Source organism: Kitasatospora sp. NPDC028055 (genome assembly GCF_040637885.1).
Classification (GTDB): Bacteria; Actinomycetota; Actinomycetes; order Streptomycetales; family Streptomycetaceae; genus Kitasatospora.
The window spans coordinates 19,091-35,935 of the sequence record NZ_JBEZXE010000010.1; the positions used below are offsets into that span (position 1 = coordinate 19,091).

A 16,845-nucleotide genomic window follows, 5' to 3' on the forward strand; every position below is an offset into this window, starting at 1 on the left:
GCGTCACGCCTTGATCAGCCCGGCGCCCCGCAGGGCGTCGGCCGCGACGGCGACGGTGTCGAACGGCAGCCCGGAGCGCTCGGCCACGTCCAGCAGGCTCTGCTCGCCGTCGGAGAGGCTGAGCACCCACAGCATGGCCAGCTGGGCCTGCTTGGCGTCGCTGCGCCCGCCGAGCGAGTCGTACAGCCCGCGCCGGCCCAACTGCGGTTCGCCGTACGGGCTGAGGTTGAGGTAGCGCCGGTTGCGGTCGAGCACGGCGAAGGCCTCGCGGCAGACCGCGAGGGTGTCCGCTATCGCCTCCGGTTTCACGAAGTCCAGGTCGTCCGCCGAGGTGTGGTACTCGGGGTACCCGGCGTACGGGGTCCGGCTGAGCGAGCCCACGCCGAGGTCGAACCCGGGCGAGCAGTACTGCCGCTCGTCGTAGCCGTACGGGGTGAACTCGGTGACCCGGTGCGGGCGTTCGGAGGCGCGCAGGACGTGCCGCAGCACCCGGTCGATCTCCGCGTCGCCGCGCCGGCTCTGCTTGTACGTCAGTTGCCCCGGGTCCCCGGCGCAGGCCAGCACCAGGCCGTGCTTGACCCGGTCCACCCGCTCCGCGTTGCGGGCCAGCCAGGTGATCGCCCCGATGGTGCCGGGGGCGAAGACGAACCGGTAGGTGTAGTACGGGGAGCGCTCGGCCAGTTCGCGGGCCAGGAAGGTCGCCACCGCGATGCCGGCCAGGTTGTCGTTGGCCAGCGACGGGTGGCAGACGTGGCAGGAGACGAGCACCTCGTCGGCGACCTGCCCGGGGACGACGTGCTCGGCGTAGGTGAGGTGGCCGTCCGCGAGGGTGGAGTCGATCCGCACCTCGTAGTCGCCCTCGGGCAGCGCGTCCAGGGTCTGCTGGGCCAGGCAGAACCCCCAGTCCGGGGTGTAGTAGCTGGTCCGGTACGGCACCCAGGTGGGGTGCTCCGGCAGGGTGTGCAGGTGCGGGCGCAGCTCGCTCAGCGGCATGGTGGCCGCCACCGGCACGCTGTAGCCGAGCACGTGCAGGCTGGACGCGGCGAGGTCGACGACCCGGTGGCCCGCGGCGTCGGCGACGTAGGCGTCCCGGATGTTCCACTCCTGGGGCACCGTCCAGTCGAGTACCCGCGTCCCGGTCGGCACCTCGTGCACCGTCAGCGGGAGGTACTCGCCGACGACGGCCAGGGTGGCGCGCACCCCGTCGCCGGTGATGCTCCGGCAGAGCGGGTACAGCCGCTCCACCAGGGCGTGCATCTGCTCGCCGACCCCGGTCACCGGCGCCACCGCAGGGTGTCGTCGACGGCGCCCGCGCCGGAGGCCTCGCGGAGCACCGCCAGCCGGGTGAAGCGCCGCTCGAAGTCCTCCCTGGTCAGCCCGAACTTCCGGTAGGCCTCGGCGAGTTCGACGGCGCCCTGCTTGACCGTCCAGTCGCAGTCGAAGCCGGGCAGCGCGGCCCGGAACCGGGAGAAGTCCACCCGGTAGGAGCGCGGGTCGGCGCCGTGCTCCCCGGTGATCACCACCTGGGCGCCGGCCACCGCCTCGGCGACCTGCTCGGCGATCTCGGCGACGGTGACGTTGTTGGCCTCGCTGCCGATGTTGAAGGCCCGGTCGTGCACCGCCTCGCGCGGCGCCTCCAGCGCGGCCGCGAAGGCCCGGGCGATGTCGGCGGCGTGCACCAGCGGGCGCCAGGGGGTGCCGTCGGAGAGCACCAGCACCTCGCCGGAGAGCAGCGCGTGGCCGACCAGGTTGTTCAGCACGATGTCGGCGCGCAGCCGGGGCGAGTAGCCGAAGGCGGTGGCGTTGCGCAGGTACACCGGGCTGAAGTCGCCGTCGGCCAGGGCGTGCAGGTCGTCCTCCACCCGCACCTTGGACTCCGCGTACGGGGTCACCGGGCGCAGCGGGGCGTCCTCGGTCACCAGCTCGTCGCCGCCGGCGGCGCCGTAGACGGAACAGGTGGAGGCGTACAGGAAGCGCCGCACCCCGGCCTCGCGGGCCAGCCGCGCCAGCCGTACGGAGGCGTGGTGGTTGATGTCGTAGGTGAGGTCCGGGGCGAGCGAGCCGAGCGGGTCGTTGGAGAGCGCGGCCAGGTGGATCACGGCGTCCACCCCGGCCACGTGCTCGGCGGTCACGTCGCGCAGGTCCACCCGCCGCCCCGGCGGGTCCGCGGGCTTCGGGCCGAGGACGCACTCCGCGAACAGGCCGGCGTCCAGGCCGACGACGTCGTGTCCGGCGGCGGCGAGGACGGGGGCCATCACGGTGCCCAGGTAGCCCTGGTGTCCGGTCAGCAGTACGCGCAAGGTTCATCCCTCCGGGTCGAGCGTGCCGAGGTGGGGCGCGCCGAAATCGAGCGTGGCTTTGGTGACGTCGAAGGCCTCGGCGTAGCGGGCATGGCATTCGATGCCGCGGATCCGGGCGAGCCCGAGGAAGGCCTCCCGGTCGTACCAGGGGCGGTGCCGCTGCGAGGGGTAGTGCTCCTGCAGCAGCCGTACCTTCTCCTCCGCGGTCTCCGGGCTCAGCGGCTGGTAGGCCGTCGGGCGGCCGAGGTCGGCGTCCCACTTGACGATCTCGTAGCCGAGCACCAGGTGGTCGCGGAACGCGGTGGGGACCAGCCGGGCCAGGCCGCGGTGGTCCTGGTGGGCGTCCGCGGTGCGCGGGGCGAGGACCAGCTGCGGGTCGGTGCGCCCGCGCAGCTCCTCGACGGCGGCCTTGGCCTCCTCCCAGTGCGCGGGCAGCCGGCCGTCCGGCAGCTTGAGCACCGTCAGCCGCAGGTCGGCGCCGGGGCAGAAGGCGGCCAGCGCGGCCTGCTCCTCCTGCTCCCGTGCGCTGCCGCCGCCGGAGAGCACCAGCGCGTCCACCCGCAGCCCGGGACGCGCCCGGCACAGCGTCAGCAGCGTGCCGCCGGCGCCGATGGCGATGTCGTCACAGTGCGCGCCGACCGCGGCGATCCGCTCCAGCGGCCCGGGGCCGAGCCGGATCACGAGGTCCTCACCGCGGCCCCGTCCCGCTCCCAGACCGCCCAGGGGCGGTCGCCGTGGGCGTAGGCGGCGTCCAGCGCGGCCCGCTCCTTCACGGTGTCGGTGGGCTTCCAGAAGCCGCGGTGCCGGTGGGCCACCAGGCGGCCGCGCTTGGCGAGTTCGGTGCAGCCGTCGGCGACCAGGTCGCCGTTCTCCGGGATGTGGTCGAAGATCTCCTGGCGGAGCACGAAGTACCCGCCGTTCTCCCACAGCGGCATGTCGCTGACCGCGGTGATCCCCCCGACCAGGCCGTCCGCGCCCAGGTCCACGCAGTGGAAGGAGGACTGCGGCGGCACCACCATCATCGACGCGCCGGCGTCCCGCTCGGCGAAGCGGTCGATCATCTCCGGCAGCGGCGCGTCGGTGAGCACGTCGGCGTAGTTGGCGAGGAACATCTCGTCGCCGTCCAGGTGGTGGCGCACCCGGCGCAGCCGCTCACCGATCGGCGACTCGATGCCGGTCTGCGCGAAGGTGATCGTCCAGGAGGCGATGTCGGTCGACAGCAGCTCCGTCCGCCCGCCCCGCAGCACGAAGTCGTTGGAGGTCGTCTCCTGGTAGTTGAGGAAGAACTCCTTGATGTGGTGGGCTCCGTAGCCGAGGCAGAGGATGAACTCGGTGTGCCCGTAGTAGGCGTAGTAGCGCATCACGTGCCAGATCAGCGGCCGGGGGCCGACCATCGCCATCGGCTTGGGCACGTCGTCGGAGGCTCCGCTGCGCATCCGCAGCCCGTAACCGCCGCAGAACAGGACGACCTTCACCGCTCCCCCTCGACGATGCTCAGCTCCGGGACGGGGAAGACCAGCCGGCCGCCCCACTCGTACACGAAGGACAACTGCTCGACCAGTTCGGCCCGCAGGTTCCACGGCAGGACCAGCACGTAGTCCGGCCGGTCGGCGGCGATCTGCTCGGGCGCCAGGATCGGGATGCGGGTGCCCGGGGTGAACCGGCCGTGCTTGTACGGGTTCCGGTCGACGGTGTACGGGAGCAGGTCGGGCCGGATGCCGCAGTGGTTGAGCAGGGTGTTGCCCTTGCCGGGGGCGCCGTAGCCGACCACGGTCTCGCCGCGCTCGACCGCACCGATCAGGAAGGTCAGCAGGTCCCGGCGGACCTTGGCGACCCGGGCGGAGAACTCGGTGTAGCCGGACAGCTCCTGGAGCCCGGCGGCCTTCTCCCGGGCCAGCACGTCGGCCACCCGCGGGCCCGGCTCGCCGGCGGCCGCGTCCGGCCGGGCCCACAGCCGGATCGAGCCGCCGTGGGTGGGCAGCAGCTCGACGTCGACCAGGGTGAGCCCGCCGCTGGCCAGCGCCCGGATCGCGGAGGCGACCGTGTAGTACTGGAAGTGCTCGTGGTAGATGGTGTCGTACTGGTTCCCCTCGATCAGGGTCAGCAGGTGCTGCACCTCGATCGAGACCCAGCCGTCGTCGGCGACCAGGGCGCGCAGCCCCCGGGTGAAGCCAACCACGTCGGGGATGTGGGCGTACACGTTGTTGGCCACCACCAGGTCCGCCGGGCCGTGTTCGGCGCGGACGGCGGCGCCGGTCTCCGGGTCCAGGAACGCGGTGAGGGTGGGCACCCCGGCCTCGCGGGCGGCGGCGCCGACGTTCACCGACGGTTCGATGCCCAGGCAGCGGATCCCCTCGTCCACCACGTGCCGCAGCAGGTAGCCGTCGTTGCTGGCCACCTCGACCACGAAGGCGTCGGCGCCCAGCCCGAGCCGTTGGACGGCGCCGTCGACGAAGGTCCGGGCGTGCTCCACCCAGGAGGTCGAGTAGGAGGAGAAGTACGCGTACTGGGTGAAGGTCTCCTCGGGCGTGATCAGCGGCGGGATCTGCGCCAGCCAGCAGTCCGTGCAGACCCGCAGGTGCAGCGGGTAGGCGGGCTCCGGCCAGTCCAACTGGTCGGCGGCGAGGAAGCTCTCGCACGGCGGGGTCGCCCCCAGGTCGACGACGCTCCCCATCGCCGTCGAGCCGCACAGTCGGCATCGTGTCATTGACTGCTCCCATCCCTGCCCGCGCGGGTGCCCCGCGGCGGGCCAGCGTGTCCGTTCCCGACCGGCGGCGCGTCGACCGCGCCGCCGGACCGGGCCGCGATCGCGGCCCGGTACCCCTCCACCAGGCGGTCCAGCCCGACGGCCGGGCTGAACCCCTGCTCGTACCGGCGCCGGGCGGCCCGGCCCAGCTCCCGGTTGACCACCGGATCGGCCGTGATCCGGCGCAGGCAGGCCGCGAGCGAGGCCGCCTCACCCGGCCGGTGCAGCAGCCCGGTCACCCCGTCCTCCACGAGTTCGACGAAGGCTCCGTGACCGGCGGCGACGGCCGGCACCCCGGCCGCCATCGCCTCCACCACCACCAGCCCGAAGGCCTCCAGCCAGGTCGAGGGCGCCACCACGGCGACCGCCCGGGCGACGGCCTCCCGGCACTGCGCCTGGTCGTACAGGCCGACGCAGCGCACGTCCGCCCGGCCCGCCGCCCAGGCCCGCACCTGCGCCTCCAGCGGCCCGGCGCCCGCGATCACCAGCGGCACCCCGACCCCGCCCTCGGCGGCGAGCCGGTCCCAGGCGGCCATCAGCAGCCGCACGCCCTTGGCCTCCGCGAGCCGGCCCAGGTAGAGCAGGTGCTCCCCCGCGCCGGTGCGGACTCTGCCCGGCTCCGGTACGAAGTTGTGCTTCACCGCCAGCCGTTCGGCCGGCAGCCCGGACCGCACCAGGACCTCGCGCTGCGCCGCGGAGATGCAGAAGAACCGCTCCACCCCCGTCCACCAGCGCCGCCGGTTGACCACCAGGCCGACCGCCAGCGGCACCGTCGCCAGCCGGGAGCCCCGGTAGCAGCCGTGCCGCACGGCGGGCAGCGGCGAGCCGCCGACGCACTCGGTGCACGGCCGGCCGTCCCGCTGGAGGGTGCCGGGCGGGCAGACCTGGGTGTAGTTGTGCAGCGTCGCGACGGCGGGCACGCCCGCGTCCGCGCAGGCTGCCAGCACCGCGGGCGACAGCAGCGGGAAGACGTTGTGGACGTGCACCACGTCCGGCCGCTCGGCCCGCAGCCGGGCGGCCAACTCCGCACGCACCGCCGGGTTCCACGGCACCAGCAGCGGCACCGCGACCTTGCCCGGCAGCGAGCGGCGGGCGATGTCGTCACTGCGCCGCTCGAACAGCTCGACCCGGTGGCCGGCCTCCCGCAGCAGGCCCACCTCCTGGTCGACGACCTTGTTCTCCCCGCTCGGCTGCGCCGAGGCGTAGCGGTTGTGCACCACGAGGACGCGCATGTCAGGTGAGCTCCGTTCGCCGGGCCCGGGGCGCGGTGCGCCGCCGGGGAGCAGCAGGGGTCGACAGGAGAGCGGGCTCGGCGGGCGCCGCCAGCAGCGAGGCGGCCACGGTCAGGTGCAGCAGGTACGGCGAGGCGTCGCCCAGCCCGGCCTCGGTGTACGAGGCGATCGCGCAGTAGCCGATCAGGAAGATCGCGCCGGCCCGGGCGAGCGAGGGCGGCCGCAGCAGCGCGACGCCGCCCAGCACGACCAGGACCGCGGCCACCACGGCGACCCCGGCCAGGCCCTGTTCGTTGTAGACGGCCAGCCAGCTGTTGTCGATCGGCAGGCCGCCGAAGGACTTGTCGCCCAGCCCCGTGCCGAAGACCTGCTCGACGGTGGTCCGGGGCGCCGCCAGCAGGGCGTCCCAGACCTTGGCCCGGCCGGTGAGGTTGGAGAAGTTCTCCTGGCTCTGGCCGCGCAGGAACCAGGCCTGGAGCAGCGAGTTCAGCCCCACCCCGACCACGGTGGCGAGCAGCACCGCCCAGCCGAACAGCCGGCGGGCGGCGGCGCTGGTCAGCAGCAGCGAGCCGATCGCCAGCAGCAGCCCGGCGATCAGTCCGATGGTGGCGGTGCGGGTGTGGGTCAGCGCGAGCAGGACGAGCGAGGGCACGATGATCGTCGCCGCGCTCGCCCGGGTGGTGCGGCGGTCCAGCAGGAGCAGCACGGTGAGCCCGATGATCACCGCCGCGTACTGCCCGATCTGCGGCGGGGTGAGCGGCCACAGCGCGCCGACCAGCCGCCCGCCGTAGACGTCGGGGAAGGCCGCGCCCGGTGAGGCGACCAGGCCCGCGGCCACCGAGACCAGCACCACGAAGTACATCCGGATGTGGAACCGGACGAAGCTCTGGCTGCCGTCCCACCAGCGGCTGAGCAGCCACAGGGTGGCGACGAACAGCGTCAGCCGGAAGCAGCGGAACAGCGCGCCGTACCCGGCGTGCAGGTTGGCGCTGGAGATCACGCTCAGCACCAGCAGCAGGGTGAGCAGGAACAGGAAGGCGCTGGGCCGGATCCGCAGCCGCAGGTTGAGCAGCAGGGCCAGCGCGAACGCGGAGACCAGGGCGCCCATGGTCGCCATCTGGATCAGCGAGCGGGGCAGCGGGATGATCGTCTGCGCCCCGGCGGAGCCGAGGGTGTTGAGGACCAGCAGGCCCCAGATCAGCTCGACGGTCCTCGGCGGGCCGGCCGGGCGCCCGCCCTGGGTGAGGTCCCGGGCCCGGGCGCGGGTCACGGTTGCGGCCATCTCAACCACCGGCCCCGGGCCTGAGGGTGCTGCCCTGGTCCTGCTGGTACGGCGCGCCCTGCCACTGCTCGAAGTCGAGGGTGCGGCTCGGGTCGTGGGCGACGAAGCTCCACGGTCCGACGTAGGTGTTGTCGTGCCAGCGGTTCTGCTGCCTGCCGGTGACGGCGTCGGCCACCGGTTCGCCCTGGTACGGCGACCAGTCCGGGAAGGTGCCGTAGTTGGCCAGCACCGCCATCCGGCCGCAGGTCGAGGTGCAGCCGACCACCGACGGGTCCAGCGTGAAGCGGTTGTCGTGGATGTCGACGCGCTGGGTCTTCCAGCGGCAGTCGTCGTATAGCGGTGCGGCGGCGATGCCCGGCCGGGCGCAGCGGGCGGTGTCCTGGACCAGCAGGGTGCAGGCGCCGGAGGAGGTGTTGGCCGGGCTGTTGCAGAACCGGTCGGCGTTCTCCCACAGGGTGATGCCGGACCAGTTGTCCTCCAGGACGTTCCGGTCGATCTCGATCCTGTCGGTGCGGGCCTTGATCCGCGGTTCGCCGCCGGACTCGGACAGGTAGAGGGTGGCGAACGGGAAGGTGTCGCCGCGGTCGGCGGAGCGGCGGCCGTCCACCCAGTTGTTGCGCCGGAGCGTGTTGTCGCGGATGACGGCGTTGTAGCTGGTCTCGTAGATCAGCGCGGCGCCGTCGTTGGACTCCAGCAGGTTGCCCTCGATCCGGAAGTCGTTGTTGTTCGTGTCCGCCCACAGGCCCGTGCCGCGGTTGTCGTGCACCCAGTTGCCGAGCACGTCGGCGCCGTTGACGGCCCAGAACTTGACGCCCCCGGTGCAGCCGCAGCCGGGCTGGCGCTTCTCCCACTGGTCGGTGTCGTTGCCGGTGATCTCGTTGCCCTCGACCAGCAGGTCGCCGAGCGGGGCGCCGGACTTGTAGGCGTTCATGCCGTACTGCCCGTTGCCGCGCAGGCAGCTGGCGCGGACCTTCTGGTGGGCGCCGGCCATCAGCCCGGCGCCGGAGTTGCGCTGGATCGTCGCGTGCTCGATCACCCAGCCGTCGGCCGAGTCGTGGTTGACCACCCCCTCGTTCTGCGGGGCGACGAAGCCCTGCACGGTCAGGTAGCGGATGGTGACGTTCCCGGCGCCGCCGCCGAAGGCGTACTGGTTGGTCCCGTGGCCGTCGAGCACCGCGCCGGGCGCGCCGAGGTAGCTGTCGCCGTCCTTGGGGACGACCTGGGCGTAGCGGTCCGCTTCGAGGCTGTGCGTTCCCGGCCCGAGCCAGAACGTGGTGTTCGGCGGGCTGGCCTTGGTCTTCGCGGCCAGGTCGCCGACCACCGCGGGGTCGACCGTCACCGCGCCGGCCGGGGCGGTGGCCGGCCCGGCCTCGGGGTGGTCGCACACCTGGGCCACCGGCTTTGCCGGGGACGGCGGGGCGGTCGGCTCCGCCGGGGCGTCCGAGGTGCTGGTGCAGCCGGCCGCCGCCAGCAGGGCCAGCGCCAGCACCGACGCGGCCGACGCCGCCCGGCGCCACCTGGTGATCCCCACCGTCCCCTCCTCCCGCTAGCCCCGGAACCCGAGGACGCTGGTGAACTCCCGCTCGCCGTCGGCGGTTCCGGTGCCGATCAGCGTGGTGGCGGGCTCCTTGCGGCCGAAGCCGGCCGAGTACCAGCCCAGCGGCGGCGCGCTCTCGCCGCGGTGCGCCCGCCAGGTCAGCTCCGCGGGCAGGTCGAGCACCGCGGACCGGTCGTGGCCGTCCCTGGTCCAGGTCAGCACGGCCCGGTGGCCGGTCAGTTCGGCGCTGACCGCCGGGCCGAGGTGGAACGCCAGGCGCACGGCCCGCGCCGGGCCGCGCACCTGGTCGACCACCCGCAGCTCCCCGGTGGCGGCCGTCAGCTCCACCCGGCGGCGGTGCACGGCGTCCCGGTAGCCGTCGTGCTCGGCGCACCAGCGGGCCACCGCCGGGTCGGAGGTGTCCGCGACCAGGACGCGGGTGCGGGCGTGCCTGGTCCACAGGAAGGGGCCGCCGGACACCGACTGGTCGGCGCCGCCCAGCTCCAGGGTGTTGTGGCCCAGCGTCGAGCGGAAGTAGCGCCGCCACTCGGGCTGCCCGTGGTAGCAGTACGTCCCCGGGTCGGCGAGCACGTCGACCCCCTCGTAGCGGACCTCCACGGACAGCGCGTCGGCATGGCCGTGCGCGGCGATGGACAGGAAGCCGTGCGGGCCGCCGTCGCAGCGGCACCAGATCTCCCCCGGGTTGCCCGGCGCCGCACCTCGCAGCACCGTCATGCCCGCGTCCGGGAAGTGCACCGGCCGCGCCGCCGGGCGGGCCACCGTGCCGTCCTGGCCGTACGGCCGCAGCAGCGCGGACAGCAGCGGGGTGCGCACATCGGTGCCGGTCACCGCCGGCCACCAGCCGAGCCGGCCGAACACGGCCTCCCCGGTGGCCAGCAGCGAGCCCCAGCGGTCGGTGCCCGCGCCGTCCAGGACCAGGCCGTGCCCGTCGTCGGCGTCCCCCTGCCGGGGCGGGCGCAGCCGCTCGTCCACCACGGCCGCGAGCGCGTCGGTCATCCGCAGCAGCACCAGCCGGACGGTCCGGGGGACGGGCACGGCGGCCGCGTCCGCCTCGGCCAGTGCGGCCAGGCCGAGCTCCAGCACCAGTCCGTGGTACTCGGTGGCCAGTTCGCGGTTGAGGCCGGAGGGGAAGGTGTTGGCGCGCAGCTGCCGTTCCAGCGAGCGCAGCGCGTCGGCGCGCCAGCGCTCGGAGGCGGGGAACCAGTCGAAGGCGCAGGCCGCCGCGAACCGCCCGGCGTCCTCGGCGATCACGTGGTTGTTCGCCGAGGAGCCCCGGCTGGGGAAGGCGGCCAGCCAGTGCTGGTGGTGCCAGATCTGTTCCAGCGCCACCGGGTTGCCCTCGAACAGCCCGGCCGCGCCGGGCCAGCCGTCGAGCAGCCGACGGACCCACACCCAGGACAGCAGCCGGATGCCCAGCTCGATGCCGCTGATCCAGTGCACGCCGCGCAGCGGCGGGTTGGCCTGCCACCAGGACCGCAGCTGCTCGGCCGCCCGCTCGGCGTAGCGCTCGTTGCGGGTCAGCGCGTAGGCGGCGGCGAGCACCGTCAGGTGCTGGTGCCGGGAGGGCTCCCAGATCTGCTTGATGTCGCCGACCGTGTCCTCGTCCCGGTAGGGCAGGTCGAAGGCGTAGCCGTCCGGGGCCCGGCGGCCGGTCTTCGGGTCGAGCCACCAGTCCGGGGCGGCCAGGTCCTCGCGCGCCACCCCGAAGAACTCGGCGTGCCCGTCCATCAGCCGGTCCGCCGCGGCGACCAGCCGCTTGGCGGCGTCCGCCGGGACGGCGGCGAGCGCCCCGGCGGGCAGTACGGCGGTGAACCGGGCGCCGGTGACGGCCGGGGCGGTCGGCGGCGCGGAACGCCACCGCCGTCGGCGCAGCACGTCGCCGGCCCGGCCGACGACCTCCTGCGGCCCCATCCGGGACAGCCGGCGCAGGTACCAGCCCGGGCTCATGGTCACTTCGGCCCCGCCAGGGTCACCGGCGCACCGCCGGTCAGGGCGGCCTGGACGGCGAGGGTGGCCGCCGTGGTGGCGACCAGCGACTCCAGCGGCACCGGCATCGGCCCGCCGGTCCGCACCGCCCTGATGAACGAGGCCAGTTCGGCGGACTGGCCCTTGTCCCGGGCCTTCGGCAGCCGGGAGCTGACCCAGCGCTTCCGGCCGGCTGCGCCGCTGAAATGCACCGAGGCGCGGACGAAGTCGTCGAGCTCGAGCACCTTGCCGTCCGCGACCAGGTCCAGCGTCTCCTTGGGGAAGCCGGGCGCCCCGGTGGTGACGTAGCTGAGGGTGGCCGTGGAGCCGTCCGGGTAGCCCAGCACGATCTGCAGGTCCTGGTTGCCGGCCGGGGCGACGGCGTACACCGACACCGGGTCGGCGCCCAGCAGCCAGCTCGCCGTGTCGATGAAGTGCCCGCCCTCGCCCGCGAACCGCGAACCCTCGGTGTCCTGTTGGAGGTACCAGCTGCCGTGCTGGAGCCGCCCGGCGTTGACCAGGTAGCGCAGGCTGGCCGGGCCGCTGCGGGTGCCGAAGCGCTGCTTGGCCTCGCGCAGCAGCGGCGCGAACCGGCGGTTGAAGCCGACCTGGAGGCGGTCGTTGCCGGACTCCTCCACGGCGGCGAGCACGCCCGCCAGTTCGCCTTCGGTGAGCGCCAGCGGCTTCTCCACGAACACCGGCTTGCCGGCCAGCAGCGCCCGCTCGGTCAGGGCGGCGTGCGAGCTGTGCCGGGTGACCACGAAGACCGCGTCGATCGAGTCGTCGCCGAGCACGGCGTCCAGGTCGGTGGTCGCCCGGTCGAAGCCGAACTTGCGCTGGGCGTTGGCGGCGGACAGCGCCGTGGTGGTGACGACGGTGGACAGCGCGACGCCCTCGCGCCGGGCCAGGTGCGGCAGCAGCATCGACGTCGCGTAGTTGCCCGCGCCGACGAACGCCAGCCGCACCGGCGTCCCGGCGGGCCGGGCCGGAGCGGCGGGCCGTGCCGGGGCGGCGGCCCGGCCGGGGCGACGCACCTCGGGTACGGCCAGGGTCGGGGCCTCCGCCGTCCGCCCGCCCTCGGCGCCCGGGTACCGGAACAGCACCGCCACGGCCTTCAACTCGCCGTCCTGCAACCGCCGGTAGGTCTCCACCGCGTCGTCGAAGTCGGCGATGTGGGAGACCAGCGGCGCCACGTCCACCCGGCCACGGGCGGCGAGGTCGAGGAAGCAGGCCAGGTTGCGGCGCTCGGTCCAGCGCACATAGCCGATCGGGTAGTCCCGGCCCGCCAGTTCGTACTCCGGGTCGTAGCGCCCGGGGCCGTACGAACGGGAGAACCGGACGTCCAGCTCCTTCTCGTAGTAGGCGTTCCACGGCAGGTCGAGGCGGCACTTGCCGATGTCCACCACCCGGCCGCGGTCCCGGCTCAACTGCGCGGCCAGCTCGACGGGTTGGTTGCTGCCGCCGCCGGCCGCCAGGTACACCTGGTCCACGCCGTGGCCGTCGGTCAGCTCCGCGACGGCGGTCTCCACCGCCGCCGAGCCCGGGTCGCCGCAGGCCACCGCGCCCAGCCGCTCGGCGAGTTCGCAGCGCACCGGGTCGGGGTCGGCCCCGACCACCCGGACGCCCGCGGCGGTCAGCAGCTGCACCACCAGCTGCCCGATCAGCCCCAGGCCGATCACCAGCGCCACCTCGCCGAGCTGCGGCTCGCCCTGGCGCACGCCCTGGAGGGCGATCGACCCGACGGTGCCGAAGGCGGCGTGCTGCGGCGCGAGGCCGTCCGGCACCGGGGTGTAGAGGTTCTTCGGCACCCAGTTCAGCTCGGCGTGCAGCGCGTGCTCGTTGCCCGCGCAGGCCACCAGGTCGCCGACCTTCACGTCGTCGACCCCGGCGCCGACCTGCTCCACCACCCCGCACAGCGAGTAGCCCAGCGGCGTGTAGGAGTCCAGCTTGCCCATCACCTTGCGGTAGGTGGCGGGCAGGCCGTTGGTCGCGACACTCTGCATGACCTTGGCCACCTGGTCGGGGCGCGAGCGGGCCTTGCCCACCATCGACATCCCGGCCTCGGACACCTTCATCAGCTCGGTCCCGGTGGAGATCAGCGAGAAGGCGCTGCGCACCAGCACGCCGCCCGGCTTGCACCCCGGCACCGGCACGTCGAGCACCGCCAGTTCGCCGCTCTTGTAGTTCTGCACAACCTGTTTCACCGGAAGTCCCCTTGCTTCTCTGGCCGTTCGATGAGCGCTGAGCCGTTCAATGGGCGGTGCTGTTCAGTGGATGCTGCTGTTCAGCGGGAGGCGGAGCCGTTCAGTGGGCGGCGGGGCCGGCGGTCGCGCCGCGGTACCAGTACTCCAGGGTCAGCACGTGCCACAGGTGCTTGGAGAAGTCCTGCTGTCCGGCGGCGTCCTCGGCGGCCAGCCGGGCCAGCGCGTCCCGGCGCAGGAAGCCGGAGCGCACCAGCTCGCCGTCGTTGATCACCTCGCGCACCAGCGGGGCCAGGTCCCGGCTCATCCAGGCCCGCAGCGGGGCGCTGAACAGGCCCTTGGGCCGGTACACGATCTCCCGGGGCAGCACGGAGGCGGCCGCCTCCTTGAGCACGGCCTTGCCCTGGCGTCCGACGATCTTGCGGTCCCCGGGCAGCGTGAACGCGGCCCTGACCACCTCGACGTCCACGTACGGCACCCGCACCTCGGTCGAGGCGGCCATGCTGGAGCGGTCCGTGTAGGCGAGGTTGAGGCCCGGCAGGAACATCCGGGCGTCGCCCAGGCACATCCGGTTGACGAAGTCGTCGAGGTCGTTGTCCCGGTAGACGTCGGCGTGCTCGTCCAGCACGTCCTGGACCGTCCCGGCGAGGTCCGGGTCGACCAGGGCGAGCAGTTCCGCCCGGTCGTACATGGTGTAGCTGCGCCGGAACGCCGTCTCCTCCGGCAGCTCGGCGAAGGAGAGGAAGCGCTTGGCGAAGCGCACCGAGCGCAGCCCCCGGTTGGCGGTGGCCACCGGCAGCCGGTCCACCACGGCGGACAGGCCGCGCCGCAGCGGCCGCGGCACGCGCTGGTAGCGCAGCGCCAGCTGGTTGGCCAGGTGCTTGCGGTAGCCGGCGAACAGCTCGTCGGCGCCCATCCCGGAGAGCAGCACCTTGACCCCGGCGTCCCGGGCGGCCGAGCAGATCAGGAAGGTGTTGATCGCGGCCGGGTCGCCGATCGGCTCGTCCAGGTGGTACGTCATCCGCGGCAGCAGGTCCAGCACGTCCGGGGCGATCTCGATCTCGTGCAGGTCCACGCCGAACTGCTCCGCCACCTGACGGGCGTAGCGCAGGTCGTCCGGCATCGCCTCGAACCGGGCGTCCTCGGCGCGGAAGCCGATCGTGTAGGCGGAGATCCCGGGGCGGTCGCGCGCCGCCAGCGCGGTCAGGTAGCTGGAGTCCAGTCCGCCGGAGAGGAAGGTCGCCACCGGGACGTCGGAGAGCAGGTGACGCCGCGTCGACTCCTCGACGATCGCGGCGAGGTCCGGCAGCTCGCCGGCCCGGGCCCGCTCCCGGCCCTCGGCGGCGACCTCCCGCAGGTGCCAGTACCGGCCGCGCTCCACCCGGCCGTCGGGCCGGCAGCGCAGCCAGCTGCCCGGCGGCAGCTTCTCCGCCTCGCGGTACGCGCACCGGGAGTCCGGCACCCAGTAGTAGAGCAGCGAGGCGACCATCGCCGCGTGGTCCACCTCCAGCGAGCCGCCGGTGGCGGCGGCCAGCGCCTTGAGCTCGGAGGCGAACACCAGGCCCTCGCCGCGCCGGAGCAGGAACAGCGGCTTGATGCCGAGCTGGTCGCGGGCGAGCACCAGCTCACCGGTCCGCTCGTCGAAGACCCCGAAGGCGAACATGCCGCGCAGCCGGGGCAGGCAGTCGGTGCCCCAGCGCCGCCAGGCCTCCAGCAGCACCTCGGTGTCGGAGGTGCCGCGGAAGCGCACCCCGGTGGCGGCCAGTTCGGCGCGCAGCTCGGGGGCGTTGTACAGCTCGCCGTTGTAGGTCAGCACCAGGCCGTCCCTGGCCATCGGCTGGGCGCCCGTCCCGGAGAGGTCGACGATGGCGAGCCGGCGGTGCCCCAGGTGCACCTCGCCGTCGCCGAGGGAGTGGCTGTACCGGCCCGCGCCGTCCGGGCCGCGGTGGGCGAGGGTGTCGGTGAGCAGGTCGGTCACGACCTTCCCGTCCGGCCACCGGTACGTTCCTGCGATGCCGCACATGTCCTACCTCGCCTCCTGGTCGATGTCCGGGACCCGTACGGTCCAGGCCGGTAGTCGTTCGGTCCGCCGCCGGCCCAGCCGTCTCGGGCGGGTCGGCCGGTCGTCCCGGGCGGGCGGCTCCTCGGTCGGGCCCTCCCAGCGGGTGCCGTCGGTGCGGTCGCGCGGGTCGGGGTCGATCAGCACCACGCCGAGCACCTGGATGCGCTGGTCGGCGAGCCGGCGGGCCACGGTGTGCAGCCAGGCCGCGCTGCCGTGGCCGGCCCGGACCACGAGCACCGTCCGGGTGCCCAGGTGGCGCAGGTCGGTCCAGGCCGTGCCGGGCGCCACCGAGCCGACGCCGAGCCGGCGTTCCGGCGGCGGCGCGGCCCCGGCCCGTTCGCCGCGGACCACGGTCGGCTCCCCCGGCTTCGCGGTGCGCTTGGCGAGCTGCGGTCCGGGCAGCCCGTCGAGGACGACCACCGGGCCGTCCTGCTCGGTCAACGCCCCGGCGAGGTCCAGGGCGAGCGCGCCGGTGCTGTGCGCACAGCCCAGCTCCAGCAGCGACACCGGCTCGGCGCAGCCGCGTACGGTGCGGGCCAGGGTGGCGGTGACCCGCTCCCGGGCGGCCCTGGTCCGGCGCAGTTGCCAGCGGCCGCGCGAGCGGCGCGGCACCCGGTCCAGCTCCGCGAGCACGGAGGCGCCGAGGTGGGCCGCGATGTCCCGGCGCAGCACCGGGCGGTCCGCCACCACGGCACTGACGGCGGCCACGGCGAGGCCGAGGCACAGCCCGAGGACGAGTCCGATCCCGGCGTCGGTGGCGGCCGTCTTCGGCAGCGACTGCCGTACCGGGTGCGGGGCGTCCACGATCTGGGTGCCGGCCACCAGCCGGGGCGCGCCGACCTTGGCCTCGGCGGCACGCTGGCCGAAGTCGGTGATCCGGGCGGTGAGTTCGGCCCGGCTGGCGTAGAGCGACTCCAGGTTGGCCGGGCCCTTGGCCGCGTTCGGCTGGGTGCCGGCGCCGATCTGCTGGTTGACCTGGTCGAGTTCCTGGCGCATCCGGTCGCGCTGGTCGAGCAGGGCCTTGGACTCGGCGTCCGCGGCCTGCTGGATCCGCTGCACGTGGTCGGCGACGAAGGCCTCGGCCAGCGCCTTGGCGCGGGACTGGGCCTCGGCGTCGCTGCGGCCGGTCACGGTGATCTCCAGCAGGTTGTTGGTCAGGCCCGCCCCCGCGTACTCCTTCATGAAGTCCTCCGGCTTCTCGGTGGACCCGAGGGCCTGGAGGGCCTTGGCGGCGATCCCGGTGGTCCGGAGCAGGGCGGCGTCGGTGCGGATCAGCGTTCCTGGGTCGTTCGGCTGGTCCGCCGCGTGCGCGACCAGCACCTCGGCCGTCGCGCTGGGCGGCGGCGGCCGCAGGACGGCCAGCGCCGCGCCGGCCAGCAGGCCGAGCAGCGCCAGGGCGCACCAGAGGCGGCGGCGCCTGCGCACGGCGACCACCAGCGACTGGAGGTCCAGCAGTGGAGCGGCGGTGGACGACTCCCCCGTCGTACTCGTCGTCACCC

12 protein-coding genes are annotated in these 16,845 nt (G+C 74.1%); all 12 read right to left on the reverse strand.

Annotation, left to right across the window (positions count from 1 at the left end; all coding sequences use genetic code 11):
- Nucleotides 1-3 precede the first annotated feature (3 nt).
- A complete protein-coding gene (locus AB0F71_RS13820; protein ID WP_360232440.1) occupies nt 4-1,287 on the reverse strand; it encodes a DUF4910 domain-containing protein in 1,284 nt (427 codons plus the stop codon).
- Nucleotides 1,275-2,300, reverse strand: coding sequence for an SDR family oxidoreductase (locus AB0F71_RS13825; protein ID WP_360232443.1), 1,026 nt, complete (start codon nt 2,298-2,300; stop codon nt 1,275-1,277). The genes AB0F71_RS13820 and AB0F71_RS13825 overlap by 13 nt, the downstream gene beginning before the upstream one ends.
- Before the next feature lie 3 nt (nt 2,301-2,303).
- Nucleotides 2,304-2,981 (reverse strand): PIG-L deacetylase family protein, encoded by a 678-nt coding sequence (locus tag AB0F71_RS13830; protein ID WP_360232445.1) that lies wholly within the window; start codon nt 2,979-2,981, stop codon nt 2,304-2,306.
- The gene (locus tag AB0F71_RS13835) at nt 2,978-3,775 is read right to left on the reverse strand and encodes a glucose-1-phosphate cytidylyltransferase (RefSeq protein ID WP_360232448.1); all 798 of its coding nucleotides are present in this window, start codon (nt 3,773-3,775) and stop codon (nt 2,978-2,980) included. The genes AB0F71_RS13830 and AB0F71_RS13835 overlap by 4 nt, the downstream gene beginning before the upstream one ends.
- On the reverse strand, nt 3,772-5,007 hold the full coding sequence (locus AB0F71_RS13840) for a class I SAM-dependent methyltransferase (protein ID WP_360232451.1): 1,236 nt from the start codon (nt 5,005-5,007) through the stop codon (nt 3,772-3,774). Before AB0F71_RS13840 ends, AB0F71_RS13835 begins: the two co-directional genes overlap by 4 nt.
- Nucleotides 5,004-6,278: a glycosyltransferase gene (locus AB0F71_RS13845; protein WP_360232454.1), complete on the reverse strand. Its 1,275-nt coding sequence runs from the start codon at nt 6,276-6,278 to the stop codon at nt 5,004-5,006. Before AB0F71_RS13845 ends, AB0F71_RS13840 begins: the two co-directional genes overlap by 4 nt.
- A gap of 1 nt (nt 6,279) precedes the next feature.
- Nucleotides 6,280-7,560, reverse strand: coding sequence for an O-antigen ligase domain-containing protein (locus AB0F71_RS13850; RefSeq protein ID WP_360232457.1), 1,281 nt, complete (start codon nt 7,558-7,560; stop codon nt 6,280-6,282).
- 1 nt (nt 7,561) lies between these two features.
- Nucleotides 7,562-9,091 carry a right-handed parallel beta-helix repeat-containing protein gene (locus AB0F71_RS13855; RefSeq protein ID WP_360232460.1) on the reverse strand — a complete coding sequence of 510 codons (1,530 nt, stop codon included), beginning with the start codon at nt 9,089-9,091 and terminating at the stop codon, nt 7,562-7,564.
- Between the two features lie 15 nt (nt 9,092-9,106).
- On the reverse strand, nt 9,107-11,071 hold the full coding sequence (locus AB0F71_RS13860; RefSeq protein ID WP_360232463.1) for an alginate lyase family protein: 1,965 nt from the start codon (nt 11,069-11,071) through the stop codon (nt 9,107-9,109).
- Nucleotides 11,068-13,287: a bi-domain-containing oxidoreductase gene (locus AB0F71_RS13865; RefSeq protein WP_360232466.1), complete on the reverse strand. Its 2,220-nt coding sequence runs from the start codon at nt 13,285-13,287 to the stop codon at nt 11,068-11,070. Before AB0F71_RS13865 ends, AB0F71_RS13860 begins: the two co-directional genes overlap by 4 nt.
- 100 nt (nt 13,288-13,387) lie before the next feature.
- Complete coding sequence (gene asnB / locus AB0F71_RS13870) at nt 13,388-15,307, reverse strand: asparagine synthase (glutamine-hydrolyzing) (RefSeq protein ID WP_360232469.1); 1,920 nt, start codon at nt 15,305-15,307, stop codon at nt 13,388-13,390.
- Between the two features lie 3 nt (nt 15,308-15,310).
- Nucleotides 15,311-16,843: a Wzz/FepE/Etk N-terminal domain-containing protein gene (locus AB0F71_RS13875; protein WP_360232472.1), complete on the reverse strand. Its 1,533-nt coding sequence runs from the start codon at nt 16,841-16,843 to the stop codon at nt 15,311-15,313.
- Nucleotides 16,844-16,845 lie beyond the last annotated feature (2 nt).

Bases quoted from the DNA above. Each gene is read 5' to 3' on its own strand.
- AB0F71_RS13840 (WP_360232451.1), bottom strand. From the start codon at position 5,007: ATGACACGATGCCGACTGTGCGGCTCGACGGCGATGGGGAGCGTCGTC.
- AB0F71_RS13845 (WP_360232454.1), bottom strand. From the start codon at position 6,278: ATGCGCGTCCTCGTGGTGCACAACCGCTACGCCTCGGCGCAGCCGAGC.
- AB0F71_RS13850 (WP_360232457.1), bottom strand. From the start codon at position 7,560: ATGGCCGCAACCGTGACCCGCGCCCGGGCCCGGGACCTCACCCAGGGC.
- asnB (WP_360232469.1), bottom strand. From the start codon at position 15,307: ATGTGCGGCATCGCAGGAACGTACCGGTGGCCGGACGGGAAGGTCGTG.